The organism is Microbacterium sp. SZ1 (assembly GCF_002362255.1).
In the GTDB taxonomy this organism is placed as follows: Bacteria; Actinomycetota; Actinomycetes; order Actinomycetales; family Microbacteriaceae; genus Microbacterium.
In genome coordinates, this window is the sequence record NZ_LPVV01000010.1 from 59,261 (window position 1) to 79,124 (window position 19,864).

The following is a 19,864-nucleotide window of genomic DNA, read 5'->3' on the forward strand; positions in this document are numbered from 1 at the left end:
CCGTGCGACGTCTGAGGAGTGTGCTGTGACCGACCGCAATGACGACCTGTTCTCCGCTGCCCGCGCGGTGATCCCCGGCGGTGTGAACTCGCCGGTGCGGGCGTACGGGTCGGTCGGCGGAACGCCGCGGTTCCTCGCGTCGGCGCACGGCGCTCTCGTGACGGATGCGGCTGGCGTGGAGTACGTCGATCTGGTGGCGTCGTGGGGACCTGCACTGCTCGGGCACGCCCACCCCGAGGTCGTGGCCGCTGTGCAGGAGGCTGCGACCCGCGGCCTGTCTTTCGGCGCGCCGACCGAGGGCGAGGTCGAGCTGGCCGAGCTGATCGCCGGCCGCGTGCGGGTGGGTGACGCCGCCCCGGTCGAGCGTGTGCGTCTGGTCTCGACGGGCACCGAGGCGACGATGACGGCGATCCGGTTGGCGCGCGGCGCGACCGGACGCGACCTGCTCGTGAAGTTCGCGGGTCACTATCACGGACACTCCGACGGGCTGCTCGCGGCCGCGGGATCGGGCGTCGCGACGCTGGCGCTGCCCGGTTCCGCCGGCGTGCCCGCGCCGATCGCCGCGCAGACGCTCGTGATCGACTACAACGACCGCGCGGCGCTGGAGGCGGTCTTCGCCGAGCACGGCGACCGCATCGCTGCGGTGATCGTGGAGGCCGCCGCCGCGAACATGGGCGTCGTGACCCCGGAGCCCGGTTTCAACCGTTTCCTCGCCGACATCGCGCACCAGCACGGGGCGCTGCTGATCCTCGACGAGGTGCTCACCGGATTCCGCGTGCACCCGGCCGGATACTGGGGGTTGCAGGCCGAATCGGGCGAGGATTACCGCCCGGATATCATCGCGTTCGGCAAGGTTGTCGGCGGCGGGATGCCACTGGCGGCGCTCGGCGGTCGCGCCGAGGTCATGGACATGCTCGCGCCCGTCGGGCCGGTCTATCAGGCGGGCACCCTCTCGGGGAATCCGCTCTCGGTGGCGGCCGGTCTCGCAACCCTGCGTCTGGCGACTCCCGAGGTCTACACGGCAGTGAATGCGGCGGCGTCGCGAATCTCGGACGCGCTGGGTGCGGCGCTGTCCGCCGCCGGCGTGACGCACGCGATCTCGCACGCCGGAAGCCTGTTCAGTGCGTCGTTCCGCGAGGGGGCTCCGCGGGACTACGCGCAAGCGCAGGCGCAGGAATCTTTCCGGTACGCCCCGTTCTTCCACAGCATGCGCGAACAGGGCGTCGCGCTGCCGCCGAGCGTCTTCGAGGCCTGGTTCCTTACCGCCGCCCATGGCGAGGACGACCTGCAGCGCATCGAGGCGGCCCTTCCAGCTGCCGCCGAAGCTGCCGCGGGCGCCCTTTCGGCGAGCTGACGCGGTGTCGTGAGCACTCACAGGAACATCACCCGTCGGCGGGGAGAATCCCGGTAGCTCCGGCCCGACGGACTGAGCCAGTCGATCGTGCCGTCCGGCAGTTGTCGCGCCGACCATCGATGGTCGTCGGCGATGTCCGGATGCTTGAGCGCGTGGTGCCCCCGGCAGAGGTGCGCGAGGTTGTGGACCTCGGTGCGCCCGCCTTTCGCGTGATCGTGCGTGTGGTCGATCTCGCATCGGTGCACCGGCATTCTGCACCCGGGAAAGCGGCAGTGCTGGTCTCGCGCCCTGAGGAATCGTCTCATCGCCTCGGTCGGGGTGTACGTGTCGGTCTCGGTGACCAGCCCACTCGCGTCGAGGAACAGGCGCGACCAGCCGAGGTTCCGGCCGGCGAGGTCACGGGCGACGTCGGGGTGCAGGGGGCCGAACCCGTCGAGCTCCGCCGGTCGTTCGTCGAGGCCGGCGAGCGTGGTCGCCGCGATCGTGACCTGGATGCGCCCCCGGATGTTGTCGAGCCCGGGGCCGTTCGCCGGACTGGGCTCGGCTGCGAGGAGCAGGTCGGTCAACAGATCGGCGCGCACCTGGTCGATCGTGCGCGTGTCCGCGGCGTCAGGGCCGGCGTCGCAGTCGTACCGGAAGTCGTGACCCGCGTTGCTCGTGGAGGAGGCGTTGCCAGTGACGATGGCGATTTCGGTGTCGGCGTCGGCGGCGCTTGAGGGTGCGAAGCGCCCGGGATCGGTCGTGAACGTGCCGTCAGCGAAGATCGCCGTCCGATCGAGCGCACCGAGGGGCTCGACCCCTTGATCGCTCTCCGAGGCGGACGCCTCCGGAGCCCGCCGCGGTGCCACCACGCCGCGGGCGAGTTGCGTGAGCCGGTCCATGATCGCGACGGCGAGGTGCTCGGGCAGCACCACAGTGAGCAGCGCCAACCCATCGTCCACCGGCCGCATCATCACGACCCGCTCGGAGCGCGCCCGCTCGTGACGCTCGACCACTGTGTCGCCCGCCAGAGCCGCGGCCAGTCGGCGCAGGTGCGTCGCGGTGCGGGCCGGTGTCTCCGCCTCGGCTTCGACACGAGCGGCCGTGTCGAAGGTGGCGAGTGCCTCGGCATCCGCCCTGCCGTTGGTGATCGCCTCGCGGACGATTCCGCTCGCTCGAACGATCTCCCGTACATGCGCGGCACCGATCGCGCCCGTACGGAAGGCGGCTAGGACCTCGGGTTGGCCCTGCTCGAGGAACGCGGCGTCCGTGAAGGCGAAGTCCATCGTGCCACGCGCGATGCGCCCCGCCGCCGCGAACTCCGCAATCATCGACCGCTCGATCATCTCGCGGTGATGCGGTTGCTCAGCGGCATCCGCGCTCATCAGCCGCATCCGTTCGGCAAGGAGATGGGAGGCCTGGGCTTCCAGCACGGCGATCTGGCGCCGGGTCTCCAGCCACGCGTCGAGCAGACCCGAGTGAGGGTCGATGTCGATCGTCGAGGTGGAAGCCATGCCTCGAGTTTAGTATTTTTGTTCGAATAGTGAGCAGAACATCGGAATGGAGCGAAGAACATATGACGGTCGCACACAACGGATCGTTGCGGTCCTGTGAAGAAGACGCAGACAACTGGCAGGGCACCGCTGGCAGACTGGACGCATGGTGACGTTGCTGCTGGACCAGACGCAACTCGAGGTCGTGCTCTCGCCGATCGAACGAGCCGCGAGCTTCCACCGTGACAACCTGCGGATCGTGCGGGAGACCATCACCAAGGTCCAGCTGACCGACGACGCCTGGACCTGGTTGCGCGGTGTGCCGAACCCCGGAACGCACATCCCGGGGATCCTCGCCGCCGGAACGTGGAAGGCCGCGGGCAGCACCGATTTCGTGCTCATCCGCCGCCACCGTCCGAGCGTCGTGATCGACCTCGACGGCGACGAGCACTTTCGCCGATTGATTCTCACGACGCGCCACGGACTCTCTCTCACGCAGGCGCTGCGACTCCCCGTCTCCGAGGAGCCCGCCGACGTCGAGGAGATCGTCGCCACGGCGCCCACGCCGGTGTCGAAGCCGCGCAAACGTCCGGTCATCCGCCCTCGTCCGGCCTGATGGATTTGGATACAGGAATGCCTCCCCGCTGATCGGCGGGGAGGCATTCGACTGTCACGCGTGTCTGGAGGGCTCAGCCGTGACGGTGCTCGTGCTCGCCCTCGTGGTGCTCGTGCTCGTGCTCGTGCTCGCCCTCGGGCTGGTCGCCCGGCTGCTCGCCCGCGTGATGCTCGAGCTCACCCTCCTGCTGCGCGCCCTCGCTCTCACGTCCGGCTTCGGCATCCGCGTCCTCGCTCGGCGCCCAGGCCGGAACCTGATCGATCACGCCGGTGGCCGCGACGGACCACTGCGTGTCGCCGTCTGCGGCGCCGCTGCGCTCCTCCGAGGTGGACGCATCGCCGTGCGGGTAGTCCCGCGGCTCGTCCTCGTAGTACGCGCGCGCTGCCGCCGCGAGCATCGAGCTCACCGCAGCCGAGCGTGGGTCGGTGTCATCATCGGGCTGCTCGCCGGACCTGTCGTTCCCCTGCTCGCCGGACTCGTCGTTCCCCTGCTCGTCAGGCGCAGCGGCAGCGGCGACGTCGTCCGAATCATCCGTCGCGTCGAGGCCTTCGAAGACCTCGACGCCCGATTCGCGAGAGTCGTCAGCGGCGTCGTCTCCCGCCGCATCCGCCTCGATCTGCGTCGATCCGGCGCCGAACAGGATGTCGTCGAACGACGGACCGCCCTCGGCGGGCGCGTCGGGCGTCGCATCGGCATCCCTGCCATCGGTCGCGTCCGCCCCCTCCGCGACGTCCGCGGAAGCAGGCTCGGCATCCGCGCTCGGCTCGGCATCCGCGACCGGCTCAGCCTCCGCGAACGCCGCGACATCGTCGGCAGCGGGCTCGGCATCCGCGACCGGCTCAGCATCCGCGTCAGCGCTGCCGGCGACCTCATCCGCGACGACGTACTCGGACGCCGCCACGGCGGCGCGCGGTTCGAGAGTGCCGCCGCGCACGAGTTCGATGAAGACGTCTTCGAGGGTCGGGCCGCGCTGAACGAGCGTGGTGAGGGCGATCCCGGCGGATGCGGCGACCGCGCCGACCCTGGCCGCGTCACCCCCGCGCGCGCGGAGTCCCGAGCGGAGTACCTCGATCTGGAACCCCGCCTCGAGCAGTGCCGTCCGCAGCGCCCCACGGTCGGCGGCGTCGACGACCACCGAGCCGGCCGACGGATCCGCGAGCTTCTCGATGCCGCTCGAGAGCATCAGATGCCCCTTCGAGAGGACGAGCACGTTGTCGGCGACCTGCTCGACCTCGCTCAGCACGTGCGACGAGACCAGCACGGTGCGCCCCTCGTCGGCCAGACGGCGCATGAGGAGGCGCATCCAACGGATGCCCTCGGGGTCGAGTCCGTTGGCCGGCTCGTCGAAGACGAGGGCGCCGGGGTCGCCGAGCAGAGCATGGGCCACGCTGAGGCGCTGTCGCATGCCGAGGGAGAAGCTTCCGACGCGCCCCTCGGCCTCGTTCTCGAGACCGACGAGCGCGAGCACTTCGCCGACGCGGGCGAGAGGGATGCCGTTGGCCTTCGCCGCCATCGTGAGCAGCCGCGCTGCGCTGCGCCGAGGGCGGTACGACGTCTCCTCCAGTACGGAGCCGATCGTGCGCAGCGGGTGGCGCAGCTCCGAGTAGGCGACGCCGCCGACGGTGGCCGTGCCGCTCGTGGCGCGGACCTGGCCGAGCAGGATGCGCAGCGTCGTGGTCTTCCCGGCGCCGTTCGGGCCGAGGAAGGCCGTGACGGCTCCCGGCTCGATCCGTGCGGAGAAGTCGGACACCGCCGTCACGTCATTGAAGCGCTTCGTCACGCGCGTGAACTCGAGCACCTGTCCGTCGGGCATCCGCGACCTCTCGTTTGCAATGGGCAGTTCCGTCTATCCTGCCGGAAAAGCCGTCCGATCGCGTATTTACCGCACGATCCTGTGCGAAGGCAAGCGGGAATCGAACGGGTAGCCTGGCACGCGTGAACGATTCCACCGCCGCCTCCCGGGTCCTCGTCCGCACGGAGGGGGCGCTGGGACGGCTCACCCTCAACCGCCCCGAGGCGATCAACGCGCTCGACCCCGGAATGATCGATCTGCTCACCGAGGCGCTCGAGGCGTGGCGCCATGACAGCGACGTGCAGATCGTGATGATCGACGGTGCGGGCGAGCGCGGGATGTGCGCGGGCGGCGACATCCGTGCCCTGTACTCCCAGATCGTGGGCGGCGACACCGACGTCACGGCGGAGTTCTTCCGTTCTGAGTACGCTCTCGACGCGCTGATCGCGGAGTACCCGAAGCCCGTCGTGACCATCGCCGACGGAATCACCATGGGCGGCGGCATCGGCCTCTCCGGGCACGCGGCGATCCGCATCGTGACGGAGCGCTCGAAGCTCGCGATGCCGGAGACGCGCATCGGTTTCACGCCGGACGTCGGCGGGACCTGGTTGCTCAGCCGTATGCCGGGTCGGCTCGGCGAGTACTACGGTCTGACCGGCTCGACGATGGATGCCGCGGACGCGGTGCTGCTCGGATTCGCCGACCACATGGTCCCCTCCGACCGCCTCGACGCCCTACGCGAGGCCCTCGCCTACCGCGCCGACCCGACCGGCCCGTCCGAGATCGTGCTGCTCTTCGACGAGACTCCCGAACCTTCGCCGGTGCCGGCGTCGCGCGCGTGGATCGACGACGCGTTCGCGGCAGACACGGTCGCCGGGATCGTGGAGCGCCTGCGGGCGCGTGACGAGCAGGATGCCGTGGCCACGGCCGACCTGCTCGAAGGTCTCGCGCCGACCGCGCTGGCCGTGACCCTGGACGCCGTGCGGGAGGCGCGGGCGATGAACGGTCTGCGGGACGCCCTCGCGGGCGAGTACCGCCGGGTCATGTGGTTCGTCATGCGGCATCCCGACCTCGTCGAGGGCATCAGAGCCCAGGTCGTCGACAAGGATCGCAACCCGCAGTGGCGGCCGGCGTCGATCGCGGAGCTCCCGCCGGACGCGGGAGCCGATGCGCGTGCATACACCCCGGAGCGCGCACTGTTCTGAGCGCCTTCCCTGTCGGCGCTTGTTCGCCGGGGTGCAACAAATCCGCGGCGTCGGTCGACCGGTTCGCTGTGAGCGAAGGTCCTCCCGGAGGGGGATACGAATGTCCGCGGTTCGTGGCACTCTTGCTTGTGCGCGATCGTCGGCCCGCGTCCGCCCGCCGGGAGATCCGCCGCGTCATCCTTCCTAGAAAGTCCGCCTGTGCTGGGAAAAATACTCGTCCGCTATCTGTCGCGATATAAGTGGCTGCTCCTCGTCGTGCTGGTGTTCCAGTTCGCCAGCGCTCTGGCCACGCTCTATCTGCCGCGCCTGAACGAAGACATCATCAACAAGGGCGTCGCCCTCTCCGACACCGGCTACATCTGGCGCACCGGCCTGTTCATGCTCGCGGTGTCGCTCGGTCAGATCATCGCCTCGATCATCGCGACCTACTTCGCGGCCCGGGCGGCCATGGGCGCCGGTCGCGACATCCGCTCCGACGTGTTCGGCAGGGTCAGCGGGTTCTCCGAGCGCGAGGTGTCGCAGTTCGGCGCCGGCTCCCTGATCACCCGCAACACCAACGACGTGCAGCAGGTGCAGATGCTCGCGATGATGGGCGCCACCATGCTCGTCACCGCTCCGCTGCTCGCGATCGGCGGCATCATCTTCGCCATTCAGACGAACGTCGGGCTGAGCTGGCTGATCGCCGTCTCGGTGCCGCTTCTGCTCATCGTGGCCGGTCTGGTCGTCAGCCGGATGGTGCCGCTCTTCCGCAGCTACCAGGGCAAGCTCGACGCCGTGAACCGGGTGATGCGCGAGCAGCTCACCGGGGTGCGGGTCGTGCGCGCCTTCGTGCGCGAGCGCATCGAAGAGGAGCGCTTCCGCGGGGCGAACACCGACATCATGGTGGTCGGTCGCAAGGTCGGCTCGCTGTTCGTGCTGCTGTTCCCGCTGTTCATGCTCATCCTGAACGTGACGGTCGTGGCCGTGATCTGGTTCGGCGGCATCGAGGTCAACGCGGGCACGGCGCAGGTCGGCACGATCTTCGCTTTCATGCAGTACATCGGTCAGATCATGGGCGGCGTCATCATGGCCAGCTTCATGGCGATCATGATCCCGCGCGCCGCCGTCTCGGCGGAGCGCATCGGCGAGGTGCTCGAGACCGAGTCGAGCATGTCGCGGCCCGTCGACGGGGTCACGGCGTTCGCCGAGCCGGGTGCGGTCTCCTTCGACGACGTGTCGTTCACCTATCCGGGAGCCGACGCACCTGTGCTCTCGGGCATCAGCTTCGGTGCGCGGCCCGGCGAGACCGTCGCGATCGTCGGTTCGACCGGCGCCGGCAAGACGACCCTCGTCTCGCTCATCCCTCGGCTGTTCGATGTCTCCGGGGGTGCGGTGTATGTCGGCGGCGCGGACGTGCGGGAAGCCGACGTCGAGTCGCTGTGGGCATCGATCGGCCTGGTACCGCAGCGTCCGTTCCTGTTCACGGGCACGGTCGCGTCGAACCTCCGCTACGGCCGCGAGGACGCCACCGACGAGGAGCTCTGGCAGGCGCTCGAGATCGCGCAGGGTCGCGACTTCGTCGAGGACATGCCCGACAAGCTCGAGTCCCGCATCTCGCAGGGCGGCACGAACGTGTCGGGCGGTCAACGTCAACGCCTCGCCATCGCTCGGGCGATCGTGCGGCAGCCGCAGATCCTCGTGTTCGACGACTCGTTCTCCGCTCTCGACCTCACCACGGATGCGAGGCTGCGGCAGGCGCTGTGGCGAGAGCTGCCGCACGTGACGAAGATCGTCGTCGCGCAGCGCGTGTCGACCATCACCGACGCCGACCGCATCGTGGTCCTCGAAGGAGGAACGATGGTGGGTGTCGGCACCCATGAGGAACTGCTCGAGACGAGCGACACGTATCGCGAGATCGTCGAGTCGCAGCTGGGGGTGGACGCGTGAGCGATCAGAAGCCGCAGAGGACGCGTCGTCAGCGCGGTGCCGCGTCGACCGCGCCGGTGGTGGAGCGGGAACTCACCGACGAGGAGAAGTACGAGGCGGAGCTCGCCGAGAAGGCCCGTCAGGACGGCGGCGGCTGGGACAGCGTCGCGCCGGGCAAGGCCGACAACTTCGGCAAGAGCTTCGGACGGATGATCGGCCTGCTCAAGCCATCGGCCGTCTGGTTCGTCTTCGTGTCGGTGCTCGGCGCGATCGGCGTCGTGTTGACGGTGGCAGCACCCAAGGTGCTCGCCGAGGCGACGAACCTCATCTACACCGGGTTCATCGCGAACCAGCTCGGCCAGTCGCAGGGCGATTTCCCGGGCTTCCCCGCGGGGACGCCGAAGGCGGAAGTCGTCGAGCAGCTGCGCTCGTTCGGGCAGGACGACTTCGCGAACCAGGTCGCTGCCCTGCACGACTTCCAGGTAGGCGCTGGCATCGACTTCGACGCGCTGCGATGGATCATCGCCGCGGTGCTCGCGATCTACGTCACCGCGGCGTTCCTCAGCTGGGTGCAGGGGTACGTGATCAACGTGATCATGGTCCGCACCATGTGGCGCCTGCGCGAGCGGGTCGAGGCGAAGATCAACCGGCTGCCGCTCTCGTACTTCGACAAGGTGCAGCGCGGTGACCTGATCTCGCGCGTGACGAACGACATCGACAACATCACGCAGACCATGCAGCAGTCGCTGTCGGGTGCGCTCACCGCGGTCCTGACCGTGGTCGGCGTGCTCGTGCTGATGTTCTCGATCTCCTGGCAGCTCGCGCTGGTCGCTCTCGTGGCGCTGCCGCTCATGGGAGTGATCTTCGGCGTGATCGGTCCGCGTTCGCAGAAGGCCTTCGGCACGCAGTGGCGCAAGGTCGGACGCCTCAACGCCCGCGTCGAGGAGTCGTTCTCGGGTCACGCGCTCGTCAAGGTCTTCGGCCGCGAGCAGGACGCGCTGCAGAAGTTCAAGGACGAGAACGAGGAGCTCTTCCAAGCGAGCTTCAAGGCGCAGTTCCTGTCGGGCATCATCATGCCGGCGATGACCTTCGTCGGCAGCCTCACCTACGTCGGCATCGCGGTGCTCGGCGGCCTCATGGTCGCGAGCGGGCAGCTCCGCATCGGCGACGTGCAGGCGTTCATCCAGTACTCGCAGCAGTTCACGCAGCCGCTCTCCGAGCTCGGAGGCATGGCTGCGGTCGTGCAGTCCGGCACGGCGTCTGCCGAGCGGGTGTTCGAGCTCCTCGACGCCGACGAGCAGGAGGCGGATGCGCAGGACGCGCCGCCGTTCCAGGAGGGCAAGGGCGTCATCGAGTTCGAGAACGTGCAGTTCTCCTACACGCCGGAGCGGCCGCTCATCACCGACCTGTCGTTCCGCGTCGAGCCGGGACAGACGGTGGCGATCGTCGGTCCGACCGGGGCCGGGAAGACCACCCTGGTGAACCTCATCATGCGGTTCTACGAGCTCAGCGGCGGGCGGATCACCCTCGATGGCCAGGACATCTCGGAGATCACCCGCGACGAGCTGCGCTCGCGCACCGGGATGGTCCTTCAGGATCCGTGGCTGTTCGCGGGCACGATCCGCGAGAACATCCGGTACGGCCGCTCCACGGCGACCGACGAGGAAGTGCTCGAGGCCGCGAAGGCCACGTACGTCGACCGGTTCGTCCACGCGCTCCCCGAGGGCTATGACACCGTGCTCGACGAGGACGCCTCGAACGTCTCGGCGGGTGAGCGTCAGCTGATCACGATCGCGCGAGCGTTCGTCGCCCAGCCGTCGATCCTCATCCTCGACGAGGCGACATCGGCGGTCGACACCCGCACGGAGCTGCTGCTGCAGAACGCGATGGCGGCGCTGCGTCAGGGGCGCACGTCGTTCGTGATCGCCCACCGTCTGTCGACCATCCGCGATGCCGACCTCATCCTCGTGATGGAGCACGGCGACATCGTCGAGAAGGGCACGCACGACGAGCTGATCGCGGCGCAGGGCGCATACTGGCGTCTCTACCAGTCGCAGTTCGAGCAGGCGGCGACCGACATCGACGCCGAGGACGCTCTCACGGGCTCGACGCCGGTCGTGGTCAGCGGCGAGGCGGAAGAGGTCACGGCCGCGCAGGTCGGCGCGACCGTCGGTGCACAGCAGCCTCTCTCCGAGGTCGCTGCCGCCAAGGCGGTCGTCGAGAGGCCGGACGGCGAGTCCCAGGCCTGAGCGCACGCACGAGCGCCGCGTACCCTCCGGGGCGCGGCGCTCACGTGTGTGCGGGGCACCGGCCGGCGGCTCTCAGCGGCGGCTCTCAGCGGCGGCTCTCAACGGTGGCGCTCAGTTGGCACCCGATGCCGCAATTCGCGCGAGATTCCCGCAGCAGGTGCCAACTCAAAGGGCAGGACGCGTCTCGTCGGGCTCGCAGCTCACCGTCGAGTTGGCACCTGATGTCGCAATTCGTACAGAATTCCCGCAGCAGGTGCCAAGTCAAGCACAGCGCGACGACGGGCCGTCAGCGCTGTGCTTCGCTGATGCCGAACAGCTCGAACGGGTGCGTGAGTCGCCACCACGGATCCGGTCCCTCGACGTCGGCCTCGAGGGCGAGCGGCGTGACGACCGAGTCGAGAGGGCCTGCCACCAGCAGTGTCCCGACCGCGTCTCCGTCGCCACGGTGGTCGCCGAGATCGAACGTGGGGGTGCTCTGCGCGCCCGCGCCGTTCCACAGCACGACGTCGGAGTCCTGCGCGGTGACGATGTCGATCGTCGTGCCCCACAGCGTCGTGACGGTGCCGACGACCGTTCCCTTCGGCACTGCCGGCTCCTGGGCGGTGAGGGCGGCCTCGACCTGGGCGAACAGCGCCCGCGTCTCAGCCAATCGCTGCTCGTCGTCGGCCTGTCCGAGCACGGCGGCGTACATGCGCACCGTGGTGTCGTCGACCGTGATGTCCTTGGCCGTCAGCAGGTTCCAGCTCTCGCCGAGGGTTCCCGTCTTCACGCCGACGACTCCGGCATCCGCCAGCATCCCGTTCGTGTTCACGACGGTCCCCGCGCCGGGCAGGTCGACCGACGTCGTGCTGACGATGCTCGCGAACACGGGGTTCTGCATGGCGCGCTCCGCGAGGGCGACGAGCGCCTCGGGGGTCGCGGTGTTCCGGGCGTCGAAGCCCGAGGGGGTGACGACGGTGATGCCCTCCAGGCCGCGGTCGCGCAGCCACACCTGCGCGGCGGAGGCGAAGGCAGCCTCCGATCCCCAGATCTCGCGCGCGAGCCGGTCGATGTAGTTGTTGGCCGACCCCATGAGCGTGCCCTGCAGGAGCTGGTACTCCGTGAGCGTGCCGCCGACCGGCACGTCGAGCGCAGACTGATCCGAGCGCCGATACTGCCAGTACGAGAGGTTGTCGGCGCGGGTGAACGCGAACTCGGGTCCCTGCTCACCGGGCTGCAGCGGCATCTTGTCGAGCACCATGAGGCTCGACACGACCTTCGTCACGCTCGCGATCGCGGCGGGGTCCAGCGTCGACGCGGTCGTGTTGATGCCGCCCACACCGACCGCGGCGCTTCCCTGCGCAGGCCAGAGGATGCCGGCGGCCGGCGCGGCCGTCGACGCGAACTCCGTGGCCTGCACGGTCGGGGGGACCTCGTGCAGCGGCCACAGCATCGTCGCCCCGGCGTACGTGCCGACGAGGCCGACGAGCACGCCGATCGGCACGAACACCCCCGCGGAAGCTGCCCGGGGGCGGAGGCGTGCGCCCCTCATGATCGTGCTCGCCGCATCCGGTTCGGCGTCCGCGGTCAGCGACGGCACCGTCGTCGCGTCCGCGACGGTCGACGCGTCGACCCAGGTGAGCGCGGTGGCGGCGGTTCCGTCCTCGGCCCAGCGCGCTTCCGGACCTCCGTCGATGTCTCGCATGCCGAGCTCGTCCATGCCGTCGCGATCCGCCGGCGGGGCGGGGCGCGTCAGAGCAGGGGTCGCCTCGTTCGTGGTCGCGGACGGTGCGACAGAGGTGGCCTCGGCGGAGTCTGGAGCGGTCACCCCCTCACGGTAACCGAATCACCGACGAGAACCGTGGTGCGTAGGACGGAGACGACACAAGTGTCGGCCGACTCGGTAAGATCGACAGCACAACCACGGGAGTCCGGCGAGCCGGGCTGAGAGGGAGCGAATCGCGCTTCGACCGTCGAACCTGATCTGGGTCATGCCAGCGCAGGGAGGAGCATTCAATGAGCACATCCACGTCCGGATCCACCACCGGATCCGCCGCCACCGCACCCGCGAAGGGGCTCGGCCGCCCGGGGCTCTGGCGCTGGCGGGTCGTCGACATCGTCGTCGCCAGCGTCATCGCCGTCGCCTGCGCCGTGATCTTCCTGCTGTGGAACGTCGGGTACGAGGTTCCCAGCAGCCTGCTCAAGCCGCTCCTGCCGGGCGTGCAGGGTCTGCTGGCTGGACCCTGGCTGATCGCCGGAGTCCTCGGCGGACTCATCATCCGCAAGCCCGGTGCCGCGCTCTACACCGAGCTCGTCGCCGCGGTCATCTCCGCCCTGGTCGGCAACGCATGGGGGCCGCTCACGATCGTGTCCGGCATCGTGCAGGGCCTGGGGGCGGAGCTGATCCTCCTCGTCTTCCTCTACGGCGTCTGGCGGCTGCCGGTCGCAATGCTCGCGGGCGCGGGCGCCGGTCTCGCCTGCGGCATCAACGACCGCATCCTCTGGTACGCGGGTGCCGACACTCTGTTCACCGTCGTCTATATCGTGTCGACGACCATCTCAGGCGCGGTCATCGCCGGTCTCGGCGGCTGGTTGATCGCGCGAGGGCTCGCCGCCACGGGAGCCCTCGGTCGGTTCGCCGCTGGCCGCGAGGTCACCGCACGGGTGTGACGAGCCCCGTGCAGCCGGCCGCGCTCGAGGCGCGCGGCTGGGGGTGGCGCTACGCCACGAGACGTCGCTGGGTGCTCCGCGATGTCGAGCTGCGCATCGAGCCGGGAGAGCACGTGCTGCTGCTCGGCGCATCCGGCTCGGGAAAGTCCACGCTGCTGCAGGGCTTCGGCGGCGTGCTCGGCGGAGCGGACGAGGGCGAGACCCTCGGCGACCTGCTCGTTGACGGGCGGGCGCCGGTCGACGCGCGCGGACGAGTCGGCATGGTGCTGCAGGACCCCGACACCCAGACGATCCTCGCCCGGGTCGGCGACGACGCCGCGTTCGGCTGTGAGAACCTCGGCATCCCGAGAGACGAGATCTGGCCGCGGGTGCGGGAGGCGCTGGATGCCGTGCAGCTCGACGTCGCGCTCGATCGCTCGACCGCGGCTCTGTCGGGCGGACAGAAGCAGCGTCTCGCGCTGGCCGGCGTGCTCGCGATGCGCCCTGGCGCGATCCTGCTGGACGAACCCACCGCGAACCTCGACCCGGACGGGGTGAGGGAGGTGCGGGATGCCGTGGGCGCGGCGCTCGACCGCACCGGTGCGACGCTCGTGGTCATCGAGCACCGCATCGACGTCTGGCTTCCCCTTGTGACCAGGGTGATCGTGCTCGGCGCGGGCGATGACGGCACGGTCGTGCTGGCCGACGGCAGCCCCGAGGTCGTGCTGGGGGAGCGAGGCGCCGAGCTCGCGGCATCCGGCGTCTGGGTTCCGGGCCACCCGCCTGTGCTACCGCCTGCGCCCCTCTCCGCGCCCGGCGAGCCGCTCGTCGAGGCGCACTCCCTGCAGGTGTCGCGCCGGCGAGGGCTCCCGGTGGCGGGCCCGTTCGACCTCGCCGTACGCGCGGGCGAGGTGCTGGGCATCACCGGACCGAACGGCGCGGGCAAGTCGACCCTCGGACTCACTCTGGCCGGGCTGATCCCCGCCGAAGCGGGCGTCGTGAGAGCGACGCCGACCCTCGCAAACGGCGAGACGCCCGATCCGCTCCGATGGTCGTCGCGGGCGCTGCTGACGCGCATCGCGACGGTGCTGCAGACCCCCGAGCACCAGCTGCTCGCGAAGACCGTGCGTGAAGAGCTCGCGGTCGGCCCCCGCGCCCTGCGGCTCCCGTCGGACGAGATCGCGGCCCGCACCGACGACCTCCTCGTTCGGCTGCGGCTCCGGGCCCTCGCGGACGCCAATCCTTACACACTGTCCGGTGGGGAGAAACGGCGGCTGACGGTGGCCGCGGCGATCGCCACACGCCCGCGGATGCTCGTGCTCGACGAGCCCACCTTCGGTCAGGATGCCGTGACCTGGGGCGAGCTGGTGGCCCTGATCGCCGCTCTCCGCGACGAGGGCACCGCGATCGTCGCGATCAGTCACGACGAGGCCGTGCTCGACGCCCTGCATGCTCGGCGGATCGAGGTCGGCCGATGATCGACCCGCTGACCGCCCGCGTCGAGCGCACAGGAACCATCGCGCCGCGCTCGGCGCTCGCGAAGCTCGCCGCCGCGCTGCTCATCGCACTGCCGCTCGTGCTGACAATCGATGTCGTCTCGGCATCCGTCGCCCTCCTGCTGGAGATCCCGCTGCTGATGCTCGCCGGGCTACGGGCCCGGGAGTTCTGGCTCCGCACCGCGGTGCTGTGGGTCGCCGCACCCCTGAGCGCGGTCACGATCGCGCTCTACGGCGCGACGAGCGGCACCGTGCACTTCGAGTGGCTCGTGATGCGCGTCAGCGACGGATCGCTCGCGCTCGCCGCCGCGACCGCGGTGCGCGTGCTCGCGATCGGTCTGCCGGCCGTCGTGCTCTTCGTAACCGTCGATCCGACCGATCTCGCCGACGACCTCGCCCAGCGACTGCGCCTGCCGGCTCGGTTCGTGGTCGGTGCTTTGGCCGGGATGCGGATGCTGGGCCTGCTCGCCGACGACTGGCGTGCCCTGGCCCTGGCCAGGCGGGCGCGCGGCGTGGCCGATGAAGGCAGGGTGCGCCGCGCGTTCGGCATGGCGTTCGCACTGTTCGTGCTGGCGATCCGGCGCGGTTCGTCGCTCGCCACGGCGATGGAGGCGCGAGGATTCGGTGGCACAGGCGCGCGTTCCTGGGCGCGCCCGTCGCGGTGGGACCGACGCGACACCGCGCTCGTCGTCGTGGCGGCTGTCATCCCCGTCGTCGCGATCGGCGTCGCCGTGCTCTCGGGGGCGTGGAACTTCATCCTCGGCCCGACGGCCTGACCGCCGCCCGCCCACCGCGCACAGCACCGCACAGCATCCCGATATTCAGCTTTCTCATAGCGAGCGCATCCGCGGATTCGCTAGCATCGAGGTAACCCAAGGGGAGTACTCCGCCACGGGCGGCTCGTCATTACGGATGTCCCTGCATCCCGGGTCCCCGGTCCTCGTTCGAGGATGGAGAAGACCTTGGCGTAGACCCTGTCGCGCCATCTCTCGGAGACCCCTGTGAACATCACTCCCCTGGTCTGGATCATCACGATCCTCGTCACGATCGCCTTCTTCGTGTACGAGTTCTTCGCGCACGTCCGCAAGCCGCACGAACCGACGGTCGGCGAGTCCGCCCGCTGGTCGGCCTTCTACATCGGCCTCGCGCTGCTGTTCGGCGTCGGCATCGGCATGGTCTCCGGGTGGGAGTTCGGCGGCGAGTACTTCGCGGGCTACCTCACCGAGAAGGCCCTGTCGATCGACAACCTCTTCGTGTTCCTCATCGTGATGGCCGGGTTCGCGGTGCCCAAGATCTACCAGCAGAAGGTGCTGATGATCGGCATCGTGATCGCGCTCATCATGCGCGGCGCGTTCATCGCCGTGGGCGCCACGCTGATCGAGAACTTCTCCTGGATCTTCTACCTGTTCGGCGCCCTGCTGCTCGTGCTCGCATACCGGCAGGCCTTCGTCAGCGGCGACCACAACCCTGCCGACGGACGGTTCATGCGCTTCGTGCGCCGCATCCTCCCCGTGAGCGACGAGTACGACGGCGACCGTCTCACGGTCGTCAAGGCGGGCCGCCGCTTCGTGACGCCGATGTTCCTCGTCATCATCGCGATCGGCTTCGTCGACCTCATCTTCGCTGTCGACTCAATCCCCGCGATCTACGGTCTGACGGAGGAGGCGTACATCGTCTTCACCGCCAACGCCTTCGCCCTCATGGGTCTGCGCCAGCTGTACTTCCTCATCGGCGGTCTGCTCGAGCGCCTCGTGTACCTCGCGCAGGGTCTCGCCGTCATCCTCGCCTTCATCGGCGTCAAGCTCGTGCTCCACGCGATGCACGTCAACGAGCTGCCGTTCATCAACGGCGGCGAGCCGATGCTGTGGGCTCCCGAGATCCCGATCTGGTTCTCGCTCGTGTTCATCGGCGCGACGATCGCCGTCGCGACGGTCGCGAGCCTCGCCAAGACCCGCCGCGACGACCGCCGCGCCGCCCTCGACTCCTCCTCCGCAGGCACTCCCGCCGACACCACCCCTCGCACAGACAAGGAACCCTCGTGAACAAGTCGCGCCGCTCCGACGCGTCCGCAGACCCTGACAGACCCGGCGCCCGAATGACCTCGGGCACCCCCGGACCGCAGAGGTCGACCCGATGATGGGCGACCTGCTGTGGAACATCGCTCTCGTCCTCGTCTTCGTGCTCGTCGGCGGCGTCTTCGCCGCGACGGAGATGGCGTTGGTGACGCTGCGCGAGAGCCAGATCAACGCGATCGCGGCCCGCGGGCGCCGCGGCGCGAAGGTCGCGGGCCTCGCGCGCAACCCGAACACGTTCCTCTCGGCCGTGCAGATCGGCGTCACCGTGGCCGGCTTCGCGTCGGCCGCCTACGGCGCCACCTCGATCGCACCGTCGGTCGCGCCGCTCCTGCAGTCGCTCGGCCTCGACGAGCAGCTGTCGTTCACTCTCGCGACGGTCATCCTCACCCTGCTGATCGCGTACCTGTCGCTCGTGCTCGGCGAGCTCGTGCCCAAGCGTCTGGCGATCCAGCGCAACGCGCAGTTCGCCTACGCCGTGGCCCCGGTTCTCGACGGCTTCGCGACCGTGATGCGGCCGGTCATCTGGCTGCTCTCGGTCTCGACCAACGCCCTCGTGCGTCTGCTCGGCGGAGATCCGCACAAGACGGCCGACGAGCTCAGCGAAGAGGAGCTGCGCGACATCGTCGCGACGCACCAGAGCCTCCCCGATGACGAGCGCCGCATCCTCGACGACGTGCTGTCGCTGCGCGACCGCCAGGTCAGCGAGGTCATGCGCCCCAGGCCCGAGGTCGTCGCGCTCGACGGCACCGCCACGATCGCCGAGTCGATGGCGCAGGTGACCGAGCTGCCATTCTCGCGGTACCCGGTGGTCGACGCCTCGATCGACGATATCGTGGGCTTCGTGCACGTGCGCGACCTGTTCGAGGCCGCTGCGAGCGATGCGTCGCGGACCGTCGACAGCCTCGCCCGACCGGTCGAGTACCTGCCGTCGACCGCGCGGGTGCTGCCGACGCTCACCCGCCTGCGCGCGGCGGGCCACCACATCGCGGTCGTCGTCGACGAGTACGGCGGCACCGACGGCATCGTCACCCTCGAGGACCTCGTGGAGGAGGTCGTCGGCGAGATCTTCGACGAGTACGACACGGAGGACCGCATTCCCGCCGCCGGCGGCTCGCTCGACGGTCGCCTCAACCTCGGCGACTTCGCCGAGATCACCGGTATCGCTCTGCCCCGCGGCGCGTCCGACACCGTCGCGGGCTTCGTGACGGAGATGCTCGGCCGCCTCGCGGTCGTGGGCGACGCGGTCGAGGTGCCAGGCGCGACGATCCGGGTCACGGCCGTCGACCGCCGGCGCATCTCCGAGATCAGGGTCGTGCTGCACGACGAGTCCGACGCGTCCGGCGAATCCTCCGCCGAGAACGCTCCCGTCTGATCCTGCTCGACCGCTGCCGGCGGCTCAGGTCTCGTTCCAGAGCCGCCGGTAGTAGTCGATTCTCGCGCGGTCGGGCTCCACGCCGTACGCCTCGATGAGTGCGTCCTCCCACCCCGGGCCGAAGTTCCACTGTGTGCTCATCGACGCGACCGCGATGTCCGCCCAGCGGTCAGCGACGCCCAGCGCCGCGAGGTCGACGTGGCCGAGCGGGCGGCTGTCGTCGTCGAGCAGGGTGTTCGGCATGCAGGCGTCGCCATGGCACACGACGAGCACGTCGACGGGCGGGGGAGTCCGCAGATCGTCAGGGACGCGGATGCCGCGCACCGCCGCGTTCGCCATGCGCGACGCCGGGTCCCACGACCACGGGCACTCAGCCACCGGAAGCGCGTCGTGCAGTTCTCGGAGGCCGCGACCCACGGCCCGCACCGCCGTCTCCGGATCGGCGATCCACCGGGGGTCGACCGCACTGCGTCCGGAGAGAGCCGCCGTCACGAGCCACTCGTGCCCGGCATCCCGTCCCTGCTCCAGGACCTCGGGACCCGTCGTCCAATGGCGCGCCCATCGCATGCGCTCCGCCTCGTCGCGCATGTTCGCCTCGAGGTCGTGCGGTCCCCACTTGATGTCCCGGCCGTCGTCGGTGCGGAAGGTCACGCCGCCGAGCGCGTTCCGCCAGACGGGCGTGAGCGCGGCGCCGGCCGCGAGCGAGCGGACGATCTCGGGCACCGGCAGCGCCGCCTCGGGGATGCTCATGCGTCCATCCTCGCGGTCGCGCCGGAAGCTCGGATCCGCCGCGCCGGGTGTCGTAGGCTCGGAGCGATCGATGGCGCGACGCCGCGATCCGGATGACACCGGGAATCAGTTAGGCTGAGACCGAGTCGCACACGTTCGAAGGAGAACCGCATGCAGATCCAGGGATCCGGCGCTCTCGTCACCGGTGGCGCATCAGGCCTCGGCCTCGCCACCGCCCGGGCGCTCGCCGCCGAGGGAGCCGTCGTCACGATCCTCGACCTCCCGTCGTCGTCGGGCGCGGAGATCGCCGAGGACCTCGGGGGCGCCTTCAGTCCCGGCGACGTGACGAATGCCGAGGATGCCGCGGCCGCGGCCCGCGTCGCACAGGAGAGCGCCCCGCTGCGGATCGTCGTGAACTGCGCAGGCATCGCCCCGCCGGCCAAGGTGCTCGACCGCGAGGGAAACCCCGCCGTGCTCGCCGACTTCGAGCGCATCGTGCGCATCAACCTCGTCGGCACGTTCAACGTGCTCTCGCAGGCCGCAGCCGTGATCGCGAAGAACGACCCGACCGAGAGCGGCGACCGCGGCGTCATCGTGAACACCGCGAGCGTCGCCGCGTTCGACGGACAGATCGGACAGCCGGCCTACTCGGCCTCGAAAGGCGGGGTGCACGCGATGACCCTCCCCGTCGCGCGCGAGCTCGCCCGCTACGGCATCCGGGTCTGCACGATCGCCCCGGGCATCATGGAGACGCCCATGCTGATGGGGCTGCCGCAGGAGGCGCAGGACTCTCTCGGCACGCAGGTGCCCTACCCCTCGCGGCTCGGCCGACCCGACGAGTACGCATCGCTCGTGCGCCAGATCGTCGAGAACGGCTACCTCAACGGCGAGACGATCCGCCTCGACGGCGCGATCCGCATGGCGCCGAAGTGACCGGCGGCGACGTGACCGCACGCATCGAAGGAGAACCC

At 69.9% G+C, this 19,864-nt stretch carries 15 protein-coding genes and 1 riboswitch; of the genes, 11 read left to right on the forward strand and 4 right to left on the reverse strand.

The genetic code is table 11. The features are described 5' to 3' along the window. The first annotated feature begins 25 nt into the window (after window positions 1-25). Window positions 26-1,354, forward strand: a complete 1,329-nt coding sequence (hemL, locus tag AUC47_RS07325) for a glutamate-1-semialdehyde 2,1-aminomutase (protein ID WP_096714558.1) — start codon at window positions 26-28, stop codon at window positions 1,352-1,354. 17 nt (window positions 1,355-1,371) lie between these two features. Here the strand turns inward: hemL and AUC47_RS07330 are convergent, their stop codons facing one another. Next, complete coding sequence (locus AUC47_RS07330) at window positions 1,372-2,847, reverse strand: HNH endonuclease signature motif containing protein (RefSeq protein ID WP_096714559.1); 1,476 nt, start codon at window positions 2,845-2,847, stop codon at window positions 1,372-1,374. Between the two features lie 145 nt (window positions 2,848-2,992). On the opposite strand from AUC47_RS07330, the gene AUC47_RS07335 reads away from it, so the two are divergent. Continuing rightward, on the forward strand, window positions 2,993-3,442 hold the full coding sequence (locus tag AUC47_RS07335; protein ID WP_096714560.1) for a hypothetical protein: 450 nt from the start codon (window positions 2,993-2,995) through the stop codon (window positions 3,440-3,442). A 73-nt stretch (window positions 3,443-3,515) separates the two neighbouring features. Here AUC47_RS07335 and AUC47_RS07340 read toward each other — a convergent pair whose 3' ends face one another. Then, complete coding sequence (locus AUC47_RS07340) at window positions 3,516-5,255, reverse strand: ABC transporter ATP-binding protein (protein ID WP_096714561.1); 1,740 nt, start codon at window positions 5,253-5,255, stop codon at window positions 3,516-3,518. 122 nt (window positions 5,256-5,377) lie between these two features. On the opposite strand from AUC47_RS07340, the gene AUC47_RS07345 reads away from it, so the two are divergent. From AUC47_RS07345 to AUC47_RS07355, 3 genes are all read left to right on the forward strand, one after another. Then, window positions 5,378-6,439, forward strand: a complete 1,062-nt coding sequence (locus AUC47_RS07345; RefSeq protein WP_096714562.1) for an enoyl-CoA hydratase/isomerase family protein — start codon at window positions 5,378-5,380, stop codon at window positions 6,437-6,439. 198 nt (window positions 6,440-6,637) lie between these two features. Continuing rightward, window positions 6,638-8,365 carry an ABC transporter ATP-binding protein gene (locus AUC47_RS07350; RefSeq protein ID WP_096714563.1) on the forward strand — a complete coding sequence of 576 codons (1,728 nt, stop codon included), beginning with the start codon at window positions 6,638-6,640 and terminating at the stop codon, window positions 8,363-8,365. 56 nt (window positions 8,366-8,421) lie between these two features. Then, complete coding sequence (locus tag AUC47_RS07355; protein ID WP_256999483.1) at window positions 8,422-10,593, forward strand: ABC transporter ATP-binding protein; 2,172 nt, start codon at window positions 8,422-8,424, stop codon at window positions 10,591-10,593. 286 nt (window positions 10,594-10,879) lie between these two features. Here the strand turns inward: AUC47_RS07355 and AUC47_RS07360 are convergent, their stop codons facing one another. Continuing rightward, the gene (locus tag AUC47_RS07360) at window positions 10,880-12,400 is read right to left on the reverse strand and encodes a D-alanyl-D-alanine carboxypeptidase family protein (RefSeq protein ID WP_096714565.1); all 1,521 of its coding nucleotides are present in this window, start codon (window positions 12,398-12,400) and stop codon (window positions 10,880-10,882) included. An 85-nt stretch (window positions 12,401-12,485) separates the two neighbouring features. Next, a riboswitch (TPP riboswitch) is annotated at window positions 12,486-12,595 on the forward strand. On the opposite strand from AUC47_RS07360, the gene AUC47_RS16905 reads away from it, so the two are divergent. The 5 genes from AUC47_RS16905 (at window position 12,589) to AUC47_RS07385 (ending at window position 18,164) form a co-directional block, all read left to right on the forward strand. Further along, complete coding sequence (locus AUC47_RS16905; protein WP_143740711.1) at window positions 12,589-13,242, forward strand: ECF transporter S component; 654 nt, start codon at window positions 12,589-12,591, stop codon at window positions 13,240-13,242. Its footprint overlaps the riboswitch before it by 7 nt. After that, window positions 13,239-14,699: an ABC transporter ATP-binding protein gene (locus AUC47_RS07370; RefSeq protein WP_256999481.1), complete on the forward strand. Its 1,461-nt coding sequence runs from the start codon at window positions 13,239-13,241 to the stop codon at window positions 14,697-14,699. The genes AUC47_RS16905 and AUC47_RS07370 overlap by 4 nt, the downstream gene beginning before the upstream one ends. Next, the gene (locus AUC47_RS07375; RefSeq protein WP_096714567.1) at window positions 14,696-15,493 is read left to right on the forward strand and encodes an energy-coupling factor transporter transmembrane component T family protein; all 798 of its coding nucleotides are present in this window, start codon (window positions 14,696-14,698) and stop codon (window positions 15,491-15,493) included. Before AUC47_RS07370 ends, AUC47_RS07375 begins: the two co-directional genes overlap by 4 nt. A gap of 225 nt (window positions 15,494-15,718) precedes the next feature. Continuing rightward, window positions 15,719-16,759, forward strand: a complete 1,041-nt coding sequence (locus tag AUC47_RS07380; RefSeq protein WP_096714568.1) for a TerC family protein — start codon at window positions 15,719-15,721, stop codon at window positions 16,757-16,759. A 91-nt stretch (window positions 16,760-16,850) separates the two neighbouring features. Beyond that, complete coding sequence (locus AUC47_RS07385; protein ID WP_373557854.1) at window positions 16,851-18,164, forward strand: hemolysin family protein; 1,314 nt, start codon at window positions 16,851-16,853, stop codon at window positions 18,162-18,164. Window positions 18,165-18,188: 24 nt separating this feature from the next. Here AUC47_RS07385 and AUC47_RS07390 read toward each other — a convergent pair whose 3' ends face one another. After that, window positions 18,189-18,914 carry an aminoglycoside 3'-phosphotransferase gene (locus AUC47_RS07390; protein WP_096714569.1) on the reverse strand — a complete coding sequence of 242 codons (726 nt, stop codon included), beginning with the start codon at window positions 18,912-18,914 and terminating at the stop codon, window positions 18,189-18,191. 150 nt (window positions 18,915-19,064) lie between these two features. On the opposite strand from AUC47_RS07390, the gene AUC47_RS07395 reads away from it, so the two are divergent. Continuing rightward, entirely contained in the window at window positions 19,065-19,826 is a 762-nt protein-coding gene (locus AUC47_RS07395) for an SDR family NAD(P)-dependent oxidoreductase (RefSeq protein WP_096714570.1), read from the forward strand. The last annotated feature ends 38 nt before the right edge of the window (window positions 19,827-19,864 follow it).